Raw genomic sequence first — 21,563 nt, forward strand, 5'->3', positions numbered from 1 at the left:
TTGACTCGCCTACCTCGCTACGCCAGTTGCGCCAGCCACGCAGCCGCCTCGGCTTCTTCCGCAAACAGGCGGTAAGTCAGGGCCCTGGCCGTGGTTTCGCCGGTGGCCTCGTCGATTGGGAGACGGGCTAACACCTCGGCGGGCAACAGCACAGCTCCGTAGAAGTCGTGCATGCGCGTGCGGGGCATGCTCAGCCAGCACTCGTTTACCCAAGTGGATTCTTCGGGCGTGAAAGGCGTCATGAGGCGGTGGTCGCCGATGACCTTGTGCCAGCCACGCAGCGCCAGTAGCTGCTTAGCGTGGCCGAGCAGCGTTTGCAGGTCGGCAAACTTGCGCGGGCCGCTGGTGTACTCGATGATGATGTATTTGCCGGCGGGCTGCTCCAGCAACTGACCGGCAGCGTTTCGAAAATGGACGCGAAGGTTACCAGGATTCATATGGACCGCAAAGGTAATCTTAATTATAGCGCCTCCTCCCCGAAGCCCTGATTCGGGGCCTTCCTGCATTTGCGCGCACAAGTAACGCCACAGGCGGGCACCAGGCACGAGAAAGCCCGGCCCCGTTTCTGGCTATTCTGGCGGGCCGTCTGGTCTCGTAGTTTTGCAGTCCGGCAACCCGATTCTCCGGTCTCTCCAGCAAAAACCCCGGAGAAATTGCACGAAAGCGAAGCCCATTTGGTTGGGCTTTTTCTATACCTTTATTTTATGGAAATAGCTAACCACACTTTTGCCGAAGCTACTTCGGCCGCCCCGTTTCTGGATTACGCCATTTGTGTAGACGCCAGCAACCGACCGGCCAACCACGTAGGCGACTGGCCCGTGCAAGGCCAGGCCTATGCTGTGCGCGTGGTAGAGAGCCGCACCGAGGGCATAGACCTGGTTCACGTATTAGGCTTCGAGGGCGAAGCGCCGTACTTCAACGCCTTCGCCCCGCACCGCTTCGAGTTTATCGAACGCATGTGGCTCAATTAGAAAACCTTGCCAGCATAGCAAAACAGTGGGCCAGCCCCTACCCAGTCCCAGGCTAAATCACGAAAAAGCCCCATTGCAAAATCGCAGCGGGGCTTTTTTGTGGGTAAACCAGAAGCTTCCAGCGTGGTAGTAGCCAAACAGGGCGGCCAGCATCAGCCCCCCGGCAGACGCTCATGGCGGCTGAGGGCGGCACAGCTGACGCAGCGGGGCCGGGTTTCCTCCCGGCTTTGTGGCTCGTAGTATTGCCAGTTGGCGCTGGCTTTCACTTCCTGGCCAATGGGGCAGGCATCGTTGTCATGAAACGGGTAGCGCACGGGCTCGGGGGCCAGCGCCATCAGGCCAGTGGCGTGGGCAACGTGACGAAAAAAAGGAGGTACCTGGGCCATGAGCAGCTAAGCGGAAATACCTGCAAACCTACCCGGCCAATCTGTGCCGAATCTGAAGCTACTTCATATGCACATCCCTGCCGGCAGAGCGGGACGGCTAGCCAAGCCGGACAGGGTCGGTACGTTATGTAACGATGCACTCCGAAGCGACTAAGGCAGCACGTAGCTGCTCTGGCCCTCCAGAATCGTAGCGCGCGTTTTCGGCGACCGCAGCGCCTGCTATCCGCTCTACGCCGTGGCGTCCGGCACGAGCTTTAGCACCGGTGGGGAGGTGCGCAGGTGCTCCAGAATGATGCCCCAAAGCAGCGGGTAGGGAATTATCTCGACTTCCGCAAAGGCCTCCCCCGGCGGTGGGGTATTGGCGAGCTGTTGCAGAAATGGCCCGGCGCGTTCCGCGCACCGGACGGGGTCAAACTGCTCGTCGGAAATGAGCTGAAGCAAGCGCAGAAACAAGCGGGTGCGTTGATTGGTGGGTTCACGCAGGTGGCGCAGCCGGTATTTGCGCAGCGACTCCACCCGCAGCACCACCGCTTCGGCGTCCTGCTCCCGCAGAAAGTAAAGCACCTGACCAATCAGAATGGCAACGTTGAGCCCGCATTTATCGCGGCTGTACTCCGGCATCATCAACGCCAGCCTGCCCAACTCCCGGCGGCGGGCAGCACTGGGCTTGCCGGAAGGACGCACGAAGTCCAGGTAAGCGCCGAACAATTCCCAGCGCTGCTGTGCCCGCTTGTTCTGGCGTTCAAAAACCGGGCTGAGATGCGCCCGCTGCACCACCCGCCGGGCCAGGTCAAACTGGCCAGCGTGCAAAGCCAGCAGGAGGCGGTGCTCCTCAAAATACATCCAGTTCACCGCCGTAGGGTGGAAATGCTTCTCGGCTTCGCTGGCCACCTCCAGTCCCTTTTCTGGTTGCTGGGTTAGCAGGTAAGCATACATTCTCATAAACAGGTTAAAGCGGACATCAAACCGGTGCGCATTGAATTGCCCGCGGGCCAGCTGGTGCTCGGCTTCCAAGGCCAGGTCGATGATGCCTTGGTAATCACCGGATTGCTCCAGATAAATCATCTGCATCCGGTAGTAGAGGTCGGCCGTAGCGGGCGTCTGGGCCTCGGCGTGCAACTGCCGCACCTGTTCGAGGTGGAGCTTTAGCGTAGCAAGCAGGGTTGCCAGCCGCGCCACCGGGCCGGTGCGCGCCAACCGCGCTTCGGCGTATATCGCCTCGGCTTGCTCCTCCAGCCGCCGGAGCCCCTGCAAGCGCTCCAGGTCTTTCACTACGGCCCGGAACTTCTTCACCTCCTGCATTTCGGCGTAAATGGTGCGCAGCTGTTGCGCGGCCTCAATCGCATAGGCCGTAAAGCCATCATCCATGGCCTTGGCCATGCAGCTGGCGCACACCCGGGCCGACAAAGCGGAGGCTCCTTCCTGGTAGAGAATCAGGCCCTTGTGCAGCAGGTCAAGGCATTCGAGCTGATACCGACGGGAAACGGAAAAGCGGGGGTCCGAGTGGTCGAGAAAGTAAAGGTGGTTGAGCAGCTTGCCAAAAACGCGGGAGTGCAGCTGGCGAAAAGCGTTATCATTCTTCGCCGACGGCTGGTCGTAGAGCGTGCGAACCAACTGGTTCCGGGTAGTCTCTTTCCCTTCGGCCAGCGCCGATACCAACCGGTTTTCCTTGACTTTTTCGCCGGCCTCAAAATCAAGCAGCGGCACTTGCCCCTGCCGGCGATTGATGATGATGCGGGCCAGATTGCGAGAATCTTTCATTTGCTAGCGTAGCCGACGGGCTGAAGAAAAGAGCAATGGGGATTCCCGCTCAATTAAGTGAACACACGAGTAACAGATACGGGCCCGAAAAGTGAAATTAAAGCTCCGCGGTCGCAAGGGCTGCTTTATCCTACCTTTACCGGGCAACCGGAAATCGCCCGGCTGCCCGGAAATGCCTAGTTTGCGACAAGCAACGGGATTTCCACCGTTCTGGTACCCTCAATCCGTCCGCATGGCTCACACGCCTCGCCTCCTGCTGTTTGCTTCACTGGCCGTATCGGCCGCAGTCACCAGTAGCTGTTCCTCGCCCTCGAAGCCCCAGGCAGTTGATGCCCCCGTTCGCATTCGCTGGGCCAGAGACCCGGAATCATTCGACCCGTTTATGCAGCCCAACCAGAACGCCGTCGAGGCGCAGGGCTTGTTGAACGGCGGCCTGCTGGCCGTCAACCCCGAAACCAGAAGGTACGAGCCGTTTCTGGCCGAAGCCTTGCCCACCGTTAGCTACAGCGGCGATTCGCTGACCCTGCTTTCTTATCGCCTGAAGCCAGCGGCCGCGTGGGGTTCGGGCAAGCCCATCACAGCCGCCGACGTTGCGTTCACCCTCAAGCTCATTTTTTGCAAGGGCGTGCCCAATGAAGGGTTTCAGCTGCAGGAAGCTTTCATTCGGGATATTAAATCGGACCCGCGCGACGCACGCCGGTTCACGCTTGTGTGCAAAGGCAAGGCCCCGGATTATGTGCAGGCATCGGGAGATTTTCCCGTCCTCCAGGAGGCCGCCCTCGACCCGGAAGGACGCATGAGAAAGTATTCAGTGGCCGAGTTCCAGGGCCGGGCCAATGCCAGCCGGCGCCCAGAGCTAGCCCAGGTGCAGCAGCTGATAGCCGCTCGCTACACGGCCGCCAGCCCGGCCCAGCACCCGCAGCAGCTGGGCGGGAGTGGCCCCTACTCACTCAAGGAATGGAATCGGGACCGACAGGTAATCTTCACGCGCAAGAAGAATTGGTGGGGAGACAAAGCGGGCAGCTCCATCTTGTTTCAAGCCAAGGCATCACAGCTGGAGTACGTCATCATCCCCGAAGAATCCTCGGCCGCGCTGGCGTTGCGTAGCGGGCAGCTTGACGTCTTTCCCAACGTGCCGGCCCGGGTATTTGAGCGCCTGAAAAACTCAGCGACGGCGCAGCAAAAACTCGCTTTTTACACCTCGCCAACTTACGAAGTGATGACGGCTGGCTTTAACACCAGTCGGCCGGCCCTGCACGACGCGGCCACGCGGCAGGCCCTGAGCCGGCTCTTCGATGCGGAACAGCTGCGCAAGGCCAGCCAACTGGGCAAAGGCTTCCGCACCGTCGGCATCATCAGCCCGCAGGAGAAAGGCAAATACAACGACAGCCTGGCACTGCTGCCTTACAGCCCCAGCGCAGCCGCCGAGCTGCTAACGAAAGCCGGGTGGCGCCGCGGGCCGGCCGGCTGGAACCGTCAGTCAGGAAAAAGCCCCGCGCAGCACTTGCACCTGCAGCTGCGCTACCGGGCCGGAGACACCAATTACGAGTTGGTGGCCCTGCAATTTGCCAGCGCGGCAAAGGCCCTGGGCATACCCGTCGCCTTGGCCCCCACCGAGTCAGGCGTGTTGCGCGGGCTGCTGCAAACCGGCGACTTCGATATGTACGTGCAGAGCATCAAAGGCAACCCGTTCCTGTTCAACTTTTTGCCAATCCTCGGCACCCCAGCTATTGGCGAAAGCAACCTAACTCGCTTTGCTTCGCCGGCCGCCGACCAGTTGATGCTGAAAATAGCCGCCGCTGAGTCGTCGACCGAGCGCGACTTGCTGCTGCGCCGGTTTCAGACCCTGATGCAGCAGCAGATGCCGCTGGTGCCGTTATACTTCGTCGCCAATCGCGTTATCGCCAGCAAAGCCGTGGCCGGAGTAAACGTCATGAGCCTCAAGCCGGGTTACGTGGCTTCGACCATTTACCACGTGGCACCAGCTAGGTAGCAGTTTAAGTGACAATACATAAAAGGGCCTGGTTACTACACAGTAGCCAGGCCCTTTTATGATTGTTTACTAGCAACCAGGCAGAGGGCTGCGCTCCCCACCCAAAACTGTCTGACCAAATCCAAAATGTCACAGACAACCAGGAAATTGCGCATTTCTTAGCAATTTTCGATATCTATCACATTATTAATCAATACATCATAAAAAAATATAACATTTTTACAACAATTTTATTTGGAATATTCATAATAATTTTATGGCAAATATATTCCTTTTACATATCTTGCGTGTAGGGGTATTTTTGTAATGAAACCGTGCACCTGTTTTACAGCAGAGTACTGATTGCCACAACATTATCCGAACCTGCACAAAATAATCAGGTGTTCAGTATTCGATACCATAGCAAAATCACACTTTCCGCATTTCAGCCTATTGAGCCGCGTTGTAAACAAAGGCCCTACCCAGCCCAGTTTGACGCTACCCGTTTAACTAACAAGGCAGCTCATAATTTTCAAAAGAAAGGCCCAACGCATGCGTTGGGCCTTTCTTTTGAAAGCAAGTACAGCATGTGCCGTCAGCACAACATGCCCACATACAAAAAAAGGCCGCTGCATTGCTGCAACGGCCTTCTAAAGTAGCAGGCTTAGCCTTATAGGTGTCTACCCCACCTATTCAGCCAAACTGTGCGGCACGAGAAGGTCCTTCCTTTCCACATTTCCAGCCCGTGCGGGATACTTATGGGTCAAAGGTAATAAAGCAGTGATAATTGCTACCGGCCGCATTAGACCGGTAGGCATATTTACTCGCCTAGCGCGTTGAACTAAACGACGAATGCCGCTTCTACCGAAGATGAGTTCACCAACCCGGTGAAGCTTTTTATAAAAATTGCCAGGCGGCAAATGTCCGCTCCCCACCACCAGCCGTAACGACGGCGCGCCGCTAGCTGATAAGGCTTGCCCCTGTCTCACATTCCTGGCCATCCGGCCTCAACGGGCCCTCAGGCAGCACGGAGGTTTGCTCTTCGTCACAGACGGAGCATTGCTCCCGCCCGTGCTGGCCACAACTGTGGTGGTCAGAGGGCGGACTGTTATTCTGCTGGTTCCAGCGCGCCTTGTGCGGCTAGGGGGCAGCAGCTTCTTATTTACCGATAATGTCGTTGCCCCAGCCGCCGCTGCCGACAGTTGTATCGTTGCAGGTTACATCGTTGCCCCAGCCGCCGCTACCCACGGTTCCATCGGCCTCAGTTTGGGCGCAAGTCGATTCGTTGGCATTCGGTTGATTCGTTGGAGCGTAACCCAATACGGTGGCTAGCTGAAACAGGGCGATTGCGAAGAAGTCGAGCATGGTCGATGGGCTGTAAGTGTTTGTGTATTAACTAAGAACACAACAAAATTAGAACACCCCCCAGGACCAAAAAAGGACACTCTTAGTGAAAATCAGACAATAAATAATACAAGCAATTCTTTAATATTCTTAAGAAATAATCTGGTGCAACCTTGAATGCATTAAATCTGCCAATATTTTTTTTCCGCGTTTCTACAAAAAATTGCCTATTTGCGACATATAAGCCATATTTCGGCTGTGTAATCACGATGTAAAGTTGAACAGCCCCCGTAAATGAAAAAAGGAAACATCCCCCGTTTTTCAGACACGGGTTTTTATTACTGACGAGGGTTGAATATGCTACCTATAGCATGCTAGAGCTGTTTTTGCATGAACGACATTGCCAATCTTGCGCGAATTGTGACATCGCGGGCCCTGCATTCGGTGCCGGTGCTTGACCTGAATGGCGAGCATAAAACCAAGGAATACCAATTGGTGCAATCACTGCTTGACGCCCCCGATGCTACGCAAAACCAATTGGTTAAGGCGTTATACGGCAAGGCCTCAACGCCCAACATTCGGGCCTTGCAGAAGCTACAGTCGCGGGTGCGCGGCAAACTGCTCAACCACCTCTTCTTCCTTGACCACTCCGACTCGCGCCACCTGGTATCGCGTCGGTACCAGAGCGAATGCCTTGACTTACTGCATAAAATCAGCATTCTCTTTGCCGAGGGCGAGTACGTGCTGACCGAGCAACTGCTGAAGCGCTGCCTGGCCATGGCCCAAAAAGGAGAATTCACGCAGTACGTTGTGCAATGCGCCCGGATGCTGAGCACGCTCTACGCGCAGATGCGCAAGGCCCACTTGTTTGAGAAAATGGATAAGTTGCTCCAGCAGGCTCAGCACACCCAATCCCTGGAAGACGAGGCTGAGCGACTGCACGCTCAGACGCAACTGGCCCTGGCCAGGACTGTGAGCAGCCGGCGGGCTGTGCTGCCCCTGCTGCCGGCGCACCTGGAGAAGCTGGAAGCGCTACACCGGCGGGCCAAAACATTCAATACCTACAACTACCTCTACCGCCTGCGCCTGGCCACCCACGAGCTGCAAGGAAACTACCCGGAGATTATCCGTCTGACCGCGCTGGCTACCAAGCAGCTGCGCGATGGCAAGCTCAACGAGCGCCGGTTCGATAAGCGCTACAACCATTTCATGACCGTTTTTGCGCACCTGCGCAGCCGTCAGCCTATTAAGGGACTAAAACTGGCGCAGCTGGCGATGTCGGATTTTCATCCGTCGTCCAGCAACTGGCTGTTTTTTCAAGAAAACCACGTGCTCCTTGCCCTGCACGCCCAGAACTACGAATACGCGCAGCAGCTGTTTACGACGGTCATGAAAAACCCGGCCTTCTCCAAGCAGCGTCCGGCGGCTTTGGAACGCTGGGATTTGTATAAGGCTTACAGCGACTTCGTGCATCCGGTGCAGCGGATGGGTCCTGCCCGGCGGGTGCAAATGGCCCGGTGGGCGCTCATGCTGCCCGAGTTCAGCCGCGATAAGAGTGGGCTGAACGTTGCCATTCTGGTTCTTCAAATGCTCGTTTACATGCGTGAGCGCAATTTTGAAGAAATCATGGTGCGTCTGGAGCGTCTGCGCAAGTACCAGCAGCGGCACATGGCGGGCAGCGGCATGATACGCAGCAAACTGTTCCTGCGCCTGCTGCGCATCATGGTGGACAACGGATTCAATTCAAAAAAGGCGGCCGAAGGCGGCAAGGCCGTTTTGCAACAACTGCAAAACACCAATCCTCCCGGTGAGGCTTACGCCGAAATTGAAATCATCCCCTACGAGCACCTGTGGGCGCTTATCCTGGAGATGCTGCGCGAGCCATTCCCGGTGCCGGTGGCCAACGGAACCCAGGACCGCCCCTAGCCTACCCGGTTTGGATTTGGGCGCGCCGCTGGAGCAGTCAGGAAATGGTGGCCAAGTAAGGAGCACGGGAGCACTAGTTTAGCTGTACGGTCTTAGCGCGCAACTTTTCTTCAGCACTTCCAATGCCAGCACATCTTTTTCAACATCTCCAGCTGTCGCATTTGTTGCCAGGTCACAAAAAATCCCCTTCACGATGGCGTAAAGGGGATTTTTTGTGGGCCCAACTGGTATCGGCCTTTTACTGCCCTGCCCTATTCAGCGGTACGAAACCCGCCTAAAAACGACTCCCTCCGCCCCGTTGCTCGGTGCTGGCTGGTGCACGGTACCGGCCAAAGTGGGTGCATTTTTTTCGGGTGCACCCAGTACCTTCTCCCAGGCCCTGAGCAGTGCCGGGCCGTAGCGCTCCAGCGCGTCGTGGCCGTAGACGCCGGCGTGGCCCAGCGCTTTCTCTTTTAAGTTAGAATCGCCCCCCGAGCCCAGCATCACCATGTCGGCCCCGGTGTGGCGGGCCGTGTGGGTGGTGATGACCTTGTAGAGCGGCAATACGGTTTCGGCAGCTTCGCCCCGCACGTACTGCACCCGCACGAACGAGCGCGTGAGCTGGGCCACGCGGGCCAGCTGCTTCATGCGCCGGTTGCGCTCCTGCTGGACCGGCACCGGGGGCTGGCCCTCCCACCCATGCCAAAGGACCGCCGCCGCCGGTGGCAAGGGGACACGTACCTCGTCCCCGGTTTTGGCCTGGTGAAAAGTAAGCACCGGCGTGGCCGGGTAGCCGGGCAAATCAACCAACCGGACGTGGTGGGGCCGCAGGGCACGCAGGTCGGAGTCGCGCAGCAGCAGCAGGGTTTGGAACGTGAACAGGGCTGCCTCCGCGCGCAGGTCGTCGTCGGTCAGTTCCAGCACCATGAGGGCACGCAACTCGTGCTGTTGCAGCGCCGGGGCGCGGCCGTAGCGGGTCTTGATTTTCAGCCAGGCCGGCAGGGGCTTGCCGGCCAGCCGAAAGCATTCGCGCAGGAACTTGACGTGCTTGCTGACGGTGCTGTCGACCAATCCCAGGGCGGCGAGGTGGGCCAGGTACTCGAGAAAATCCTTGCGGGCCAGCTCGGTGAGCTTCCAGTTTGGGTGATAGGCTTCCAGGTGTCCCACCACCTGCCGGTAGCGGCGGGCGCTGTTGTAGGTCTGGTCGGGGTTCTCGGCCTGCCAGAGCGCGTAGAATTCCAGGGCCGTCGTGGGCGCGGCGACTTCCGGGGCCGATTGGCGCCCGGCCGGTTTCTTACCCAGCGCTGCCCGGGCCACCGCTTTCAGCTCGGCCTCGGTTACCAGGCGGTTCTCGGCCGAGGCCAGGGTGAAGGCGGTGTTGACTGCCCCCTCGACCTTGGCCAGCTCATTATTGAGGCGGGTGGCGTCGGGGTCCTTGCGCTGCACAACCTGCCGGGCCTCGGGGCTGAAGTGGGCCGGCCGGCAGCTCACGCCGGTGGGCAGCTTCACGCGCAGCCCCTCCCAGGCCACGTCGACCACGATGCGGCAGCGGCCATCGGCATCGGGCCGGGACAGGACTTGGCGGTAGGTAAGCTTCATGGCGGCAAGGTAGCACTATCCCCGGATTGCCTTTACCTAGCCTATAACTTCCGGGCATTGCCTTTCCCTGGCGTAGCATTTCACGGAACCATCATCGGCCGACCGGTAGATTTGTCCCCCTTGTCTCCCACCCATTTAATGCTATGCGCTCATTCTTTACGCTCCTCGCCGGCGGTCTGCTGGCCTGCTCCGGCGCCCGCGCCCAGGCGCCCGCCTACAACTTTTACTACGGCAACCTGCACGCCCACTCGGCCTACAGCGACGGCAACCAGGACGCGGCCACTTCGGGCAGCAACACGCCGCTGCAGGACTACCAGTTTGCCAGCGCCTCGCTGCACTTCGACTTTCTGGGCCTCTCGGAGCACAACCATGCGCAGGCCGGCATGAACCTGCCCAACTACGCGCTGGGGCGGACCCAGGCCACGCAGGCCACCACGGCCACCTTCGTGGCCCTGCACGGCACGGAGTGGGGCGTCATCTCCGGCGGCGGGCACATGCTCGTCTACGGGGTGAACAAGCTCTACGGCTGGGAGACGGGCAACTACGACGAGTTCGTGGCCAAAAACGACTACCAGTCGCTCATGCGCAAGATTAACCAGGTGCCGGGGGCCTTTGCGCTCTTTGCCCACCCGCAAAGCGGCGACTACGGCAACCTGGCCGGCAGCGCCGCCTTCAGCCCCCGGGCCGACTCGGCCCTGGTGGGCGTGCCCCTGCGCTCGGGGCCGGCCACTTCCAGCTCGACGCTCTACAACGCCGTGGGCACGAGCTACGAGAGCACCTACCGCACGATGCTGGCCAAGGGCTACCACGTGGGCATGAGCCTGGACCACGACAACCACAACACCACCTTCGGCCGCACCACCCACGGCCGCCTGGTCGTGCTGGCTCCGAGCCTGAGCGAGGCCAATTTGCTCACGGCCCTGCGCGCGCGCCGCTTCTACGGCTCCGACGACTGGAACGCGCAGGTGACGCTCACGCTGGCCGGGCAGCCCATGGGCACCATTGCCCGGGGGCCGGCCGCCGCCGCGCTGGCCGTGGGCTACGCCGACGCCGATAACGAGGCGGTGGCCAGCATCACCCTGCTGCGCGGCGTGCCGGGCTCGGGCACGCTGGCCGTGAGCGTGGCCTCGGCCGCTGCCGGGGCCACGGCCCTGAGCTACACCGACCCGACCCCGACGGGCACGGCCTACTACTACGCCGTGATTGTGCAGGCCGACGGCGACCGCATCGTCACCTCCCCCATCTGGTACACCCGCACCGCCGCGACGGCCACGCTGGCCGCCCAGGCGGCGCTGCCGGTGGACGTGTTCCCCAACCCGGCCGCCACTGGTGGTCCGGTCACGGTGTCGTATTACCTGGAAGCCGCGGCCACGGTGAGCGCCGACGTGCGCGACGAGCTGGGCCGCCCGGTGCGGGTGCTGGCCGACGCACAGGCACAAGGCGCGGGACCGCACACGCTGGACGTGTCCACGGCCGGGCTGGCCGCTGGCCTCTACACCGTGCGCCTGATGCACGATGGCGCTGCAACCTACCGCAAGCTGGTGGTCGAGTAAAAGCCCTTTGCTGCTACAACGAAAAAGCCCCGGCCGGTTGGTCGGGGCTTTCTTTCATGCCTAGTTATGGAATTCGAATAACAGGTCCTGGACCATAGGTTTGGGGGTGAGCATACGAACTAGTGCCCGTCCCTTGCCCATTGGGGCCCAAGTAGCTGCCGTTGCCATTGAAAGTTGTTCGACCGTTTTCAACAGCGGCTTTGGCATTAGCCAAGGCTTGTTCGGCGGAAAGTGAGGATTGGCCCTGCGCATAGTAATTGTCGGAAGATTGCACCTGCACTTGGTAAAGGATGCCGGCTCCCATGATGGCAGAGCCTGAACCCTCGTTGTTCTGTATAATCATGGCTACTCCGCCTTGTTGCATAAGCTTTTGGTAGGCCGCTTGTGCTTTGGCTTCCGCATCCTGTTCAGACACCGAGGACTGCCCTTGAATACAGTAATAGTTGCCTAATTCCTTTTGAAATTGAAAATTGGCCGGCACTTGTACCGGGCGCTGTATTCCTGGCCCCGTATCGTCTCGGCTCTGCTGTTGCACCGGCAGGTTCTGCTGGAACTGCTGCAATCGTTGCTGCAGTGCTTGATTCGTCTGTTCAACGGTTTGCTGTACTTGTGGGGACAAGACCGGCGGCACCGGATTTGACATCGGTGGCATCACCTGATTTTGATTATTGTGCTGGTGCTGTTGCTGTAATTCCTGCTGCACGTATTGTTGCAACACTTGCTGCGTCTGCTGAAGCATCTGCATGTTTTGCTGTGATAGCTGCGCACGGCTCGGCGCTACTCCAAGCCCCAGGCACACCAATAAAACAAGCATTTTCGGAGCTTTCATGCGCGACAACATAAAGTGCGATTACAGGGTAAATATATAGAATCTGAAAATGCTTATCAAGTTGCTTTTCAACCGACTGCATCTTGCTGACTGAGGCAACTTCACAAGTTTACAAGATGAGGTAATAGCCCCTGTTGGCCTCGTAGCAGTGCAGGGTGAGACGGCGGGTGTGGAGTCGGTCAACGACGACCCTAGTTGATAGGTATTGCTCCGGATTCTTAGCGGGTTTAGGGACGGCAGTCATCGTCATATCGGCAAATTATTTTGCTAAGCTCTGTAGTGCCTGTGCTGCTTGCAAAATCATATGACTGTTCACCAATGATTTATATACCAACTTAAAATGCTCAATAATACAGGTTCTAATATTATTAGTGAATAAATTGCTAACAATTTTAGTTACTTCGTCGTTACTTGCATCTCCATTTACTGAAGCCATGACGACGGTTGACATTTTAGACATTGCCCGGGAGCCGGTTTGGCTCATCCAGTGCGATACGCCCATTCCGGCCGGGTTCCCCAGTCCGGCCGACGACGAAGCCGGGGAGCGGGTGGACCTGAACAAAATTCTGCTTCCTCACCCCGCCCACACCTACCTGGCGCGGGTGAACGGCACGAGCATGGACGGCGCGCCCTCGCACATTAGCGACGGCGCGCTATTGGCCGTGGACTGCGCCATGAAGCCGCGCGTCGGGCACGTGGTGATTGCCGCCGTTGAAAACGAATTCACGGTCAAACGGCTGGAAAAGCGCGGCGAGGTGTACTGGCTCGTGCCCGACAACCCGGAGCACACCGCCATCGAAGTGCGCGGAGCCGACCACGTGCGCGTGTGGGGCGTTGTCACCCACGTCGTGACTGAACTCATCAACGGCAAACTCCACGAAGATGTACGGGCTCGTCGATTGCAATAATTTCTACGTCAGCTGCGAGCGCGCCTTCCAACCCCGATTGGAGAACAAACCCGTGGTGGTGCTGAGCAACAACGACGGGTGCATTGTGTCCCGCTCGGCCGAAGCCAAGGCGCTGGGCATCCCGATGGGCGAGCCTTTGTTCAAAGTCCGGCCCTTGATTGAGCAGCACGACGTCCACGCGCTTTCCTCGAACTACGCCCTCTACGGCGACATGAGCGGGCGCGTGATGAGCTATTTAGCCAGCCAGGCACCGGAGATGGAAATCTACTCCGTGGACGAAGCCTTCCTGAGCCTGCACGGCATGGGCCTGTTGCAACCGTCGCTGGAAGCGTATGCGCGTGATATTCGCAAAGAAGTCAAGCGACGGACCCATATCCCCACCTGTATTGGCCTGGCGCCGACCAAAACGCTGGCCAAGCTGGCGAACCGAGTGGCTAAGAAAAACGCCTCCTTGGGCGGGGTGCTGCTGTTGGATTCCCCCGAACGGCGGCAATGGGCCCTAGAACAAGTAGCTGTGGAGGACGTTTGGGGCATCGGCCGCCAGTACGCCACCAAGCTCTACAGTTTGGGCATTACGACGGCCGCCAGCCTGTCCCGGTGCTCGGAGGCAATGGCCCGCAAGCACCTGGGCGGGGTGGTAGGCGCACGCCTCGTGCGCGAGTTGCAGGGCTATCCCTGCCACGGCCTGGCCCCCAGCGAAGACGGTACGCTCAAGCGAAAGAGCATCGCCTGCACCCGCACGTTCGGCAAGCCATTGGCGCGGTTTGAGGACGTACTCGGAGCCGTGGCGGCGTTTGCCTCGCGAGCGGCCGAGAAGCTGCGCCGTCAAGAGAGTGCCGCCAACGTGCTCACGGTCTTTCTCAGCCAGAACCGCTTCGGAACCGCTCCGCCCCCGCACACGCGCTCGGCCCAGGTGACGTTGCCAATAGCCACGAGCAGCACGCTTGAGCTCGTGCGCTTCGCCCGGGCCTTGCTGGGCCGACTTTGGCAGCCGGGCCTGGTCTATGTGAAGGCCGGGGTTATTCTCGACGGCTTTGAAGAAGGCGAGCAGAAGCAACTCAGTTTGTTTGCGCCCGATGGGGGCGAGCGGGCCGAGCGGCTGATGCACAAGCTTGATGCGCTCAATGCGCGCTTCGGCAAGAACAGCGTGCAGGTGGCCACGGCCCTTGGGGCAGTTGGGAAACAGCCCGGAGCCTGGAAAGGCCAGCAGCAACGCCGCACCCCGGCCTATACCACGGACTGGAATCAGTTGTGGACTATTAATTCTTAGCCTTTATTCATCTAGGCAGAACGGTTTTATGGTAGTTCACGAAACTCATCCCTTTGGCGCGTTTCGTAAACTTTGATTGGTAGACGGGTTTCTTAAACTCGTCCGGTACTACAGTAGCTTGTGGGCGACTTGAAAGGGGATGATGATAGTAGTTTAGGAAAACGAGCCTTCGCATGTACTTTCGGTTGGTAAATTCCTAATAGCAATGCTTCTGGTTCTCTGCATCAGCGCCCTGCTGCAAACGCCTGCCGTTGACCCCGCCATCACGGTCCGACTGGCCCGATACGGCCGGCCCCGGCCCGTGGATAAAATTGTCTTCACATCAAAGGACGAAGTCTTGACCTTGCAGCAACGCAACGACAGCGTGTTTGTTATCCCGGCGCGTTTGCTGACCCAGCGCTTCACAATTGCGTTTTGCTCCCGCAACCAGGTCATTACCTTCTTCCAGGTCCCGATTCGGTACAATCCCGGTTATCCGTTCTGGGACGTTACGGTCGAGCGTAAACCCTTTTCGCAGCAATACGGGTATTTGGCCCACCGCACGTCCAAGGAAATTCAAGTATTGGATCAGAATACGGGCGGCATCATTAGCAACCCGTGAATCGGCCCTGAAAACGGGAAATTTGCGCAACGAGCGTTCACGATAACGGTTATTTCACTAGTCAACTTCTGGTAGCCACCCTGGCAACTTTACGAACATAGCGTAGTCCGGCAGGCGGTCATTCTCCCCGCCGGCTTCGAATGCTACTAAGTACTGGACTTCGTTCGTCTCGGTGTCATAAGTGAGTTCCGCGAAGAAGCCGCTTGGCAACTGGTAGAGCAGCACCGCTTCGTAGACCTCCTGCCAGCGTGTGGCTATGTAGGCTCCTTCCGCATAGACGAGCGCGAGCTGCTGCTCGTAGGGCAGGGCGTTGAATTGAGCGAGGGCCATCGGGAATGCAAGGTATGGCGTGGGCACGAAAAAGCCCCGACGGGTGGCCGGGGCTTTCCGATTCGCCCCATCGTAGGGCAAGAAGGCAGGTCCTAATAGCGCCGTTGTTGCGCCAGCACCCGGAGCGTTTCCCGGTGCCGCTCTTCGGCCAGGTCCTCCCGGTAGGAGGCCACGGCCCAGATGGCGGCCGGTATCCAGCCGATGAGGGTGACGTGCAGGATGCCGCAGAGCAGGCCTTTGAGGAAGTGGCCGCGAAACATCATGGAGATGCCGGGAAGCAGGATGGCGAAGAGCATGGCGGTTGGGGTGAAACAGGTGGAGCCGGGGACGGGGGTACGGGGCTAAGGTAGCGGATGTATCGCCGGGGCGGGCACGGCATTACAAGACTACTCCCCTTTCTTGGTTCAGGGCTTTTTCCGCTCCGATGGCCCATTCGGTTGGTTTTCCGTATAGGCTGGAACAGACCTGCTCTTGCCTTCACTGCCCGCCCATGCGCCCCCTCCTGCTCTTCGCTTCCCTGTTTACCCTGGCTGCCGGACCCGTAGTGGCCCAGGTGCCCCGGCGGCCGACCACGCCGCCCGTGCCGCAGACAACGGGCCTGCCGGCTTCGTCCGGTGCGGTGCCGGCGGCAGCCGTGCCGGCGTACCCCAAGGGGTACACCACCAAGCACCTGGGCGGCACGACCAGCCCCACGTTTCCCAACGGCTTGCCCGAGCGCGACCTCGACCACGGCACCAGCCGCGACGACCAGCCACGCGCCAACCAGGCCCAAGCCGGAGCGCAGCCCACCCGCAGCATCTTCCGCAAGCGGCGCTAAGAACGCGGGCCTATTGCTCCCCTTTCTCCGCTCGTGGCGTGGGCATGAAAAAGCCCCGCCGGATGGGCGGGGCTTGGCTTTTTAGGGCTTACTGAATTACGAAACGCTGGGGCGCTGACGACTTGCCAGCAGTTTGCAGCTGATACAGGTAAAATCCTGGTGCCAGGCCCTGCGTATCAAACAATAGTTTATCGAAGGTGCTGTCTACCGTGAAGCGGCGCACCAGTTGGCCACCCGCGTTGGTCACGGTTAATTCGCCTTGCTGCCCCGGCGCGACGGCGTATGGCAGGGCGATTTGGGTCGTGGCCGGGTTGGGAAACGGAGCCAGTTCGGTGCCGGGGTTTGCCGGGGTCGTTTTAAGCGGCGTGTACGTGCCGGGCAAGGCGTACATTTTGCTGTACTGCCGGGTGGACGTGTAGTAATTGGTCAGCATCTTGGTGCCCAAGGGGGTGTTGTACACCTGCGGATACGAGGTCGAATCGAGGGCCAATATTTGAGCGCCGGTCTCGTCGATGATGCGCATGGCCTGCGAGTACGAGGCGTTGCTTACCGTAAAGTTGACGACCATCTCCAAGGCGGCGTTGCTGTTGAACAGGTTGTCGCTCACGTATAGCACGGGGCCGGGCTGCGCCCCCGCTGGCAAACTCACCGGCACCTGGCGGTAGAGTGAGTTGTCGTTGTTGTAGATGCGCACCTGGCCGCCGGTCGAGCCGGTGAAATAGCCGGCGTATTTCACCGCCCCGGTGGAGAGCTTGTGCACCGTGAGCTGCGTGTTGTAGCGTTGCTCTTGCACGATTTGCGCCCGCGTGGTGCCGCCGGCCAGCACCAGGCCGGCCAGAAGTAGAAATTTGTTCATCGAGAAGGAATGGGTTGAATTCCCCGAAAGGTAGCAGGTGGAAACGCATCCAGAGTTGTAGGCGGCGCTTTGGATGGGGTTACGGCTGCTCCCCTTTCTTCGCCCGGGGCTTGCGGGGCGGCTTGGGGGCGGGTGGAGTCGGCGCTGGCGGTGGTGCTGGTTGAGTGACTGGAATTGCAGCGGCTAGAGGTGGATTTGAGCCAATGATAATAGGACGCAATAGAGCTAAAATCTCATGATAGTCTCTATCCCGTCCTGCTTGAGAAGTATACTCCATAGACCATTCCCGTCCAATGGATGGGGTCAGGCTAATAGAATAGATGCTTTCCCCCTCCTTCACATAGGCGTTTTTCCTCTCCTCATCAGTTTTTGTAGCAACACGCTCCCCGCGTGTAATGCTCGCCAAGTGGTTAAGGTTGACAACTGTTTTCGCGGGGTCGAGGAACTGAATGAATGTCGGCACAATAAGGGAAAACAGCACAACGGATGAGGCCGGGCTTTCGTGTGCTGGGCATGAAAAAGCCCCGCTCGGAGTGAGGGGGCTTTTCTCTAAGGCCGAATCAGTTCATCGTACATAGTATCACGCAAGGCAGGTAAGTCCGTTGGCACATCATTAGCTTGTAGCCGGCAAAGCAATCTCAGTTGGACAGGTGCTGGAGCCGGATTAATTTTTTCAACTACGACTTTAACTTGGGCGGGGTAAGTCCTCAAAAGCTGTGAAGTAAGTGGTACAAGATGGCGTGGAAGGTATCCAGGAACTACAATGTCATCAGCGGTGCGCAATAGCACTGCTTCTGAGTCCTGTGGATTTTGAATATCCAAAGCCATCAAAAATTGAGTACCGGGGCTCAACTTATCAATCAGTGCCTGCACTTCATTACTTCGATATCTTAAACCTCGAATGAAAAAGCATGTTTCTAACGAGCCATCTGCCTGAATAGAGGGGCGGCGAAATAATTCTACTGCATCGGTCTGACGAGTCCCATTAGTTCGGTCAAGCAATACTAGCGGATGGTCAGTGGCCGTTTCAGAAGAAACGGCTAGCCAAGACAAAAAGTCGGCATAGTCAGGACGTGATGTCGGCAGAAGCCGGTTATGGAAGTTTGCAAATAGTGTTGGCTGTTGATAAACTTGGTAAAAGTCTGGGAATGACACTAGTGGCCGAAAGCCTGTATTGTAAGCTTTAGAAGCCCCTCTAGTATATACAAACCTGAATATACCTCCGCTTTGACTTAACTGTCCAATCACAAACCACTGTCGAGTTGTGGGCTGTTGCCAGCTTACATACAGGACATCTGGGGAGGTTGATACTACTGTCATGACACTGAGAGTATTTGTTGTCGATTATGTTCTAATAATGCTCGCGCAAAGCGGCTGCCTGTATTAGTGAGCCAATCAGACGGGAACGATTTAAAGACTGCTTCTACTTTTATCAACTTAACCTGGCGCAATAACATTCGCCAATTGAGTGCTGCTTGCGGCAGCATTTCTGCTGCCAATCGAAATGCATCAATCGGCTTTAATGATTGCGATTTAGGGTCAGTTACCAAACGAAAAAACCTTCCTCTTCCACGCGATGCATATGCAGCCAGATTGTGGTCTGGATGAGCCTGTTGCAAAATTTGTTCCTTGCGCTCATCGTTTAACTCGCGGCCCAAGCTTGAACCGTGGTCGTAAGTAGGGCTTAAAAACCACTGTGAAGGTTGCTGGTGCAGGGGCTGGACAAGCGCCCAATTTTCGTGATGTCTATCCATATTGCCAACCCATGCATCAAACATCAGATATCCGACAAACTGATGAGCAGCCGTTCGCATCATTGGTGCAACCCGAGCATGTGGGGAGTAAGTGCCCAAGCACTTTAGTACCCTTTTTACGGTGTGTTCAGATGTACGCGCTATATCGCGGGGATAGTCCGCTATTATGCCTTCAAGAATTTCATTACCATGCACAAGCTGATAACTAGGGGGCAGCATATAGGGAGATAAGGTGCCTATCTGAGCCCCTGTTTCACTGTGCCAAACAGCCAACTCAATTTGAGCAACTGGCAGGTACAATAGCTGAGCTAAATGTGCACAAGCCTTTTCAGCCCAGTTTTCTCCGTGGCCAGGGCGCCCCATCTTAAATAAGCATAGTCCCATTTTAGGATGTTGACACCAGAATTTTCTTTTTGTACCAAGCTGTTCACTATCAACAGGTGCATTTGCAGGCAATTCGTGTACAGAATATATTGCGCTCATGAATTATAAAACAGACAATTAAGCCTTTAGAACAGCTTTACGTAAATGTCGCGCCAGCACTACATGCCGACCAATCCCCGGGAACTCAACCAGCATTGAACTGTTACGGCCACGGATGCACTTGCCTCGGCTATCAAGCACAGCGATGCACTCCTTCCCTTTCAATACCTCGTCCGTCATCCGGTCGCCCCGGTAAGTATATCGACGTTGTGAAGGAATAGAACTACCAAATTCCATTAAGCCAATACAGCCTCACGCCGCAAGCTGGGCTCGGCGGGCATCTCGTTATAAGTGCGCCCATTTAACTCACGGCCGGCAGCCTTCTTATTCTTGCCACCCCACTGTTTGAAGAAAAACGCAACACCAGCTGCTTCGCATTGCTGACGGATGTCCTCTACCCATTCCTCTTTCATCGGCCGGGGCTTACGGCCGGACTCACCGCCTACAATCACCCAGTGAATGCCGGTAAGGTCTAAGTCCGGCAAAGGGCCGAGCAGCGGTTCGAGCGATAGGAACTTGGTCTTAGCGCCACAATTGCGCAGTCCTTCGATACGGTCGCGCACTCGGTAGTCTTCTACTGACACCCCCATCCAAATATTATCCGTCCAGGTCAACTCCGACGAAAACTCCTCCAGCAGTTCAGCTCGTTTGGTGAGCACTTGGTAAGTGTGCCGAGGCGTCTGGTTCATGGTATCAAACACCCGCTTAATAAAGGGCAATGGCACGTTGACGTGGAACAGGTCGCTCATGGAGTTCACGAACACCGTGGTAGGCTTGCGCCAAGCAAACGGACGGGTAAGCTCGGATTCGTGGGTTCGGATGATTTTGAAGCCATCCGCATACTTCTCCTGGCCCATCGCCTTCAGGCGCTTGGTCATCACTTCGGCGTAGCAGAATTTGCAGCCGGCCGAGAGCTTGTCGCACCCGGTGGTAGGGTTCCAAGTGACTTCGGTCCACTCGATGCTTGACTGTGCCATAACTTAATTGTGCTAGTATTTGTGCAAAATGCAATACTAATGTAATAAGCAGTACGCAAATTTGCTAGTAAAGTTAGCAATTATTATGGAAAGGTAATCATAACATTTTCACCGAGGGTTGGCCTACCTCTGTAACTCCGTCGCTTGGAACGCTCTGGATTTACTGTTACTTGATGTGTTTCTTCAAGCCAGAGTAGCGCATCCTTATAGTTTTTACTAGTATACGGGCCGGTAAATTGGTGATTGTCATACACCTCTTTATGAGTCAAGTTGCGACCTGCATAAAAGGTCAGCAGTTGTTGCCCTATAAGTACCAATCCATCAAACAAACCAAACTGGGTCGACGAGTTTTGGCTATGTTGATAAGAAGGCAACCCATCCGGATAAGAAGCGCTTTCAGTTGACATGATATCTTTCATCAAGCCAAATCCTTTAGGATGCGTAGTGGCAAAAATCACAAAATGTGATACTCTATTCCCTTTTTTAAATTTAAATTCTTGTACAAACGCTGTCTGTGGATGCACGGCTCGACGCAGATTCTCCTTCACTGCTTGCAAGATTATGTACTCTCTTAGAGCCGGTCTTTTTTTGATAGCAGCTAGTTCATGATGTAAGCTGTCAGCACGCTCTTGACCGAATAAAATAGTCATGTGCTTTTTCATGAATGGGTTATTCAACGCCCCATTAATCCTATTATAGTTAAAGAAAAATATTACCTCGCATCCCCTGATTTTAAGTATATCTCCCAAATGATTCAATGACAAACCTCTATATCCCCAAGGGTCAACGAATACAAGGCTGGGAGGCAATGTATTCCCTGGTTGCAATTGAAGCCAGTTCCGCAATTGCTCAAGCGCTGGCAATTCTTCAAAACTTTGGTTTTGTATGATTGGTGAATATCGCAGCTGAGCAGTTGGTAAATGTTCAGCAATGTTTCTCGTTAGCTGCGCGTGAAACTCCTGATTCAATTCGTTGAAAATGAACTGAATCTTATTCTTTAAATTAGACCGACTGTCGCGGCTGGCAACGTTGCTAATAGATTCCAAAGGAGTGGAGGCGCTTCCATCTTCGTATCTGCCACACCCCGCGAAGAAATCGGCGTAGACCAATTTCTGTGCCCACGAAGAGAGTATTAAGCTCCACCCATCTAAGTATTTAGAGACAATCTTAGACTTAATCCTTGATGCTTCTGTCTGTTCGTTGAAAAACGTTTCACTCAATGCGTTATTAGGCATTTTACTAGGAAT

Annotated in this window: 21 protein-coding genes; 8 read left to right on the top strand and 13 right to left on the bottom strand. The window is 56.8% G+C overall.

The genetic code is table 11. The features are described from left to right. Positions 1-17: 17 nt before the first annotated feature. Positions 18-437 carry a hypothetical protein gene (locus tag I7X13_RS12880; RefSeq protein ID WP_198066478.1) on the bottom strand — a complete coding sequence of 140 codons (420 nt, stop codon included), beginning with the start codon at positions 435-437 and terminating at the stop codon, positions 18-20. A 267-nt stretch (positions 438-704) separates the two neighbouring features. On the opposite strand from I7X13_RS12880, the gene I7X13_RS12885 reads away from it, so the two are divergent. Continuing rightward, positions 705-971, top strand: coding sequence for a hypothetical protein (locus I7X13_RS12885; RefSeq protein ID WP_198066479.1), 267 nt, complete (start codon positions 705-707; stop codon positions 969-971). A 152-nt stretch (positions 972-1,123) separates the two neighbouring features. Here the strand turns inward: I7X13_RS12885 and I7X13_RS12890 are convergent, their stop codons facing one another. Together I7X13_RS12890 and I7X13_RS12895 are read right to left on the bottom strand one after the other, a co-directional pair. Beyond that, positions 1,124-1,357 (bottom strand): hypothetical protein, encoded by a 234-nt coding sequence (locus I7X13_RS12890; protein ID WP_198075804.1) that lies wholly within the window; start codon positions 1,355-1,357, stop codon positions 1,124-1,126. Between the two features lie 228 nt (positions 1,358-1,585). Next, the gene (locus tag I7X13_RS12895) at positions 1,586-3,118 is read right to left on the bottom strand and encodes a hypothetical protein (RefSeq protein ID WP_198075805.1); all 1,533 of its coding nucleotides are present in this window, start codon (positions 3,116-3,118) and stop codon (positions 1,586-1,588) included. Positions 3,119-3,350: 232 nt separating this feature from the next. Between I7X13_RS12895 and I7X13_RS12900 the strand changes: the two genes are divergently transcribed. Next, positions 3,351-5,111, top strand: a complete 1,761-nt coding sequence (locus tag I7X13_RS12900) for an ABC transporter substrate-binding protein (protein WP_198075806.1) — start codon at positions 3,351-3,353, stop codon at positions 5,109-5,111. 1,137 nt (positions 5,112-6,248) lie between these two features. Here I7X13_RS12900 and I7X13_RS12905 read toward each other — a convergent pair. Then, positions 6,249-6,455 (bottom strand): hypothetical protein, encoded by a 207-nt coding sequence (locus I7X13_RS12905; protein WP_198066483.1) that lies wholly within the window; start codon positions 6,453-6,455, stop codon positions 6,249-6,251. 369 nt (positions 6,456-6,824) lie between these two features. Here I7X13_RS12905 and I7X13_RS12910 point away from each other — a divergent pair, with 369 nt between their 5' ends. Continuing rightward, positions 6,825-8,360, top strand: coding sequence for a hypothetical protein (locus I7X13_RS12910; RefSeq protein WP_198066484.1), 1,536 nt, complete (start codon positions 6,825-6,827; stop codon positions 8,358-8,360). A 255-nt stretch (positions 8,361-8,615) separates the two neighbouring features. On the opposite strand, the gene I7X13_RS12915 is transcribed toward I7X13_RS12910, so the two are convergent. Then, positions 8,616-9,938: a phage integrase SAM-like domain-containing protein gene (locus tag I7X13_RS12915; RefSeq protein WP_198075807.1), complete on the bottom strand. Its 1,323-nt coding sequence runs from the start codon at positions 9,936-9,938 to the stop codon at positions 8,616-8,618. A 143-nt stretch (positions 9,939-10,081) separates the two neighbouring features. On the opposite strand from I7X13_RS12915, the gene I7X13_RS12920 reads away from it, so the two are divergent. Beyond that, positions 10,082-11,491, top strand: coding sequence for a T9SS type A sorting domain-containing protein (locus I7X13_RS12920; protein WP_198075808.1), 1,410 nt, complete (start codon positions 10,082-10,084; stop codon positions 11,489-11,491). A 64-nt stretch (positions 11,492-11,555) separates the two neighbouring features. Here the strand turns inward: I7X13_RS12920 and I7X13_RS12925 are convergent, their stop codons facing one another. Next, on the bottom strand, positions 11,556-12,320 hold the full coding sequence (locus I7X13_RS12925) for a hypothetical protein (protein ID WP_198075809.1): 765 nt from the start codon (positions 12,318-12,320) through the stop codon (positions 11,556-11,558). A gap of 434 nt (positions 12,321-12,754) precedes the next feature. On the opposite strand from I7X13_RS12925, the gene I7X13_RS12930 reads away from it, so the two are divergent. From I7X13_RS12930 to I7X13_RS12940, 3 genes are all read left to right on the top strand, one after another. Beyond that, entirely contained in the window at positions 12,755-13,228 is a 474-nt protein-coding gene (locus I7X13_RS12930; RefSeq protein WP_198075810.1) for a LexA family protein, read from the top strand. Between the two features lie 37 nt (positions 13,229-13,265). Beyond that, positions 13,266-14,498 (top strand): Y-family DNA polymerase, encoded by a 1,233-nt coding sequence (locus I7X13_RS12935; protein ID WP_233454779.1) that lies wholly within the window; start codon positions 13,266-13,268, stop codon positions 14,496-14,498. A gap of 205 nt (positions 14,499-14,703) precedes the next feature. Then, on the top strand, positions 14,704-15,099 hold the full coding sequence (locus I7X13_RS12940) for a hypothetical protein (protein ID WP_198075812.1): 396 nt from the start codon (positions 14,704-14,706) through the stop codon (positions 15,097-15,099). Positions 15,100-15,156: 57 nt separating this feature from the next. Here I7X13_RS12940 and I7X13_RS12945 read toward each other — a convergent pair whose 3' ends face one another. Next, positions 15,157-15,429, bottom strand: coding sequence for a hypothetical protein (locus I7X13_RS12945; protein ID WP_198075813.1), 273 nt, complete (start codon positions 15,427-15,429; stop codon positions 15,157-15,159). A gap of 92 nt (positions 15,430-15,521) precedes the next feature. Next, positions 15,522-15,725 (bottom strand): hypothetical protein, encoded by a 204-nt coding sequence (locus tag I7X13_RS12950; protein ID WP_198066415.1) that lies wholly within the window; start codon positions 15,723-15,725, stop codon positions 15,522-15,524. A gap of 194 nt (positions 15,726-15,919) precedes the next feature. Between I7X13_RS12950 and I7X13_RS12955 the strand changes: the two genes are divergently transcribed. Then, positions 15,920-16,246 (top strand): hypothetical protein, encoded by a 327-nt coding sequence (locus I7X13_RS12955; RefSeq protein ID WP_198075814.1) that lies wholly within the window; start codon positions 15,920-15,922, stop codon positions 16,244-16,246. 88 nt (positions 16,247-16,334) lie between these two features. On the opposite strand, the gene I7X13_RS12960 is transcribed toward I7X13_RS12955, so the two are convergent. The 5 genes from I7X13_RS12960 to tcmP form a co-directional block, all read right to left on the bottom strand. Further along, a complete protein-coding gene (locus tag I7X13_RS12960) occupies positions 16,335-17,102 on the bottom strand; it encodes a T9SS type A sorting domain-containing protein (protein ID WP_198075815.1) in 768 nt (255 codons plus the stop codon). Between the two features lie 549 nt (positions 17,103-17,651). Next, complete coding sequence (locus tag I7X13_RS12965; protein WP_198075816.1) at positions 17,652-18,257, bottom strand: HIRAN domain-containing protein; 606 nt, start codon at positions 18,255-18,257, stop codon at positions 17,652-17,654. A 161-nt stretch (positions 18,258-18,418) separates the two neighbouring features. Continuing rightward, entirely contained in the window at positions 18,419-19,339 is a 921-nt protein-coding gene (locus I7X13_RS12970) for a HipA domain-containing protein (RefSeq protein ID WP_198075817.1), read from the bottom strand. A 236-nt stretch (positions 19,340-19,575) separates the two neighbouring features. Continuing rightward, entirely contained in the window at positions 19,576-20,316 is a 741-nt protein-coding gene (locus I7X13_RS12975; RefSeq protein WP_198075818.1) for a DUF5131 family protein, read from the bottom strand. An 83-nt stretch (positions 20,317-20,399) separates the two neighbouring features. After that, positions 20,400-21,551, bottom strand: coding sequence for a three-Cys-motif partner protein TcmP (gene tcmP, locus I7X13_RS12980; RefSeq protein ID WP_198075819.1), 1,152 nt, complete (start codon positions 21,549-21,551; stop codon positions 20,400-20,402). Between the last annotated feature and the right edge of the window lie 12 nt (positions 21,552-21,563).

Source organism: Hymenobacter negativus (assembly GCF_016056375.1).
GTDB lineage: Bacteria > Bacteroidota > Bacteroidia > Cytophagales > Hymenobacteraceae > Hymenobacter > Hymenobacter negativus_A.

Bases quoted from the DNA above. Each gene is read 5' to 3' on its own strand.
- I7X13_RS12880 (WP_198066478.1), bottom strand. From the start codon at position 437: ATGAATCCTGGTAACCTTCGCGTCCATTTTCGAAACGCTGCCGGTCAG.
- I7X13_RS12885 (WP_198066479.1), top strand. From the start codon at position 705: ATGGAAATAGCTAACCACACTTTTGCCGAAGCTACTTCGGCCGCCCCG.
- I7X13_RS12890 (WP_198075804.1), bottom strand. From the start codon at position 1,357: ATGGCCCAGGTACCTCCTTTTTTTCGTCACGTTGCCCACGCCACTGGC.
- I7X13_RS12895 (WP_198075805.1), bottom strand. From the start codon at position 3,118: ATGAAAGATTCTCGCAATCTGGCCCGCATCATCATCAATCGCCGGCAG.
- I7X13_RS12900 (WP_198075806.1), top strand. From the start codon at position 3,351: ATGGCTCACACGCCTCGCCTCCTGCTGTTTGCTTCACTGGCCGTATCG.
- I7X13_RS12905 (WP_198066483.1), bottom strand. From the start codon at position 6,455: ATGCTCGACTTCTTCGCAATCGCCCTGTTTCAGCTAGCCACCGTATTG.
- I7X13_RS12910 (WP_198066484.1), top strand. From the start codon at position 6,825: ATGAACGACATTGCCAATCTTGCGCGAATTGTGACATCGCGGGCCCTG.
- I7X13_RS12915 (WP_198075807.1), bottom strand. From the start codon at position 9,938: ATGAAGCTTACCTACCGCCAAGTCCTGTCCCGGCCCGATGCCGATGGC.
- I7X13_RS12920 (WP_198075808.1), top strand. From the start codon at position 10,082: ATGCGCTCATTCTTTACGCTCCTCGCCGGCGGTCTGCTGGCCTGCTCC.
- I7X13_RS12925 (WP_198075809.1), bottom strand. From the start codon at position 12,320: ATGAAAGCTCCGAAAATGCTTGTTTTATTGGTGTGCCTGGGGCTTGGA.
- I7X13_RS12930 (WP_198075810.1), top strand. From the start codon at position 12,755: ATGACGACGGTTGACATTTTAGACATTGCCCGGGAGCCGGTTTGGCTC.
- I7X13_RS12940 (WP_198075812.1), top strand. From the start codon at position 14,704: ATGCTTCTGGTTCTCTGCATCAGCGCCCTGCTGCAAACGCCTGCCGTT.
- I7X13_RS12945 (WP_198075813.1), bottom strand. From the start codon at position 15,429: ATGGCCCTCGCTCAATTCAACGCCCTGCCCTACGAGCAGCAGCTCGCG.
- I7X13_RS12950 (WP_198066415.1), bottom strand. From the start codon at position 15,725: ATGCTCTTCGCCATCCTGCTTCCCGGCATCTCCATGATGTTTCGCGGC.
- I7X13_RS12955 (WP_198075814.1), top strand. From the start codon at position 15,920: ATGCGCCCCCTCCTGCTCTTCGCTTCCCTGTTTACCCTGGCTGCCGGA.
- I7X13_RS12960 (WP_198075815.1), bottom strand. From the start codon at position 17,102: ATGAACAAATTTCTACTTCTGGCCGGCCTGGTGCTGGCCGGCGGCACC.
- I7X13_RS12970 (WP_198075817.1), bottom strand. From the start codon at position 19,339: ATGAGCGCAATATATTCTGTACACGAATTGCCTGCAAATGCACCTGTT.
- I7X13_RS12975 (WP_198075818.1), bottom strand. From the start codon at position 20,316: ATGGCACAGTCAAGCATCGAGTGGACCGAAGTCACTTGGAACCCTACC.
- tcmP (WP_198075819.1), bottom strand. From the start codon at position 21,551: ATGCCTAATAACGCATTGAGTGAAACGTTTTTCAACGAACAGACAGAA.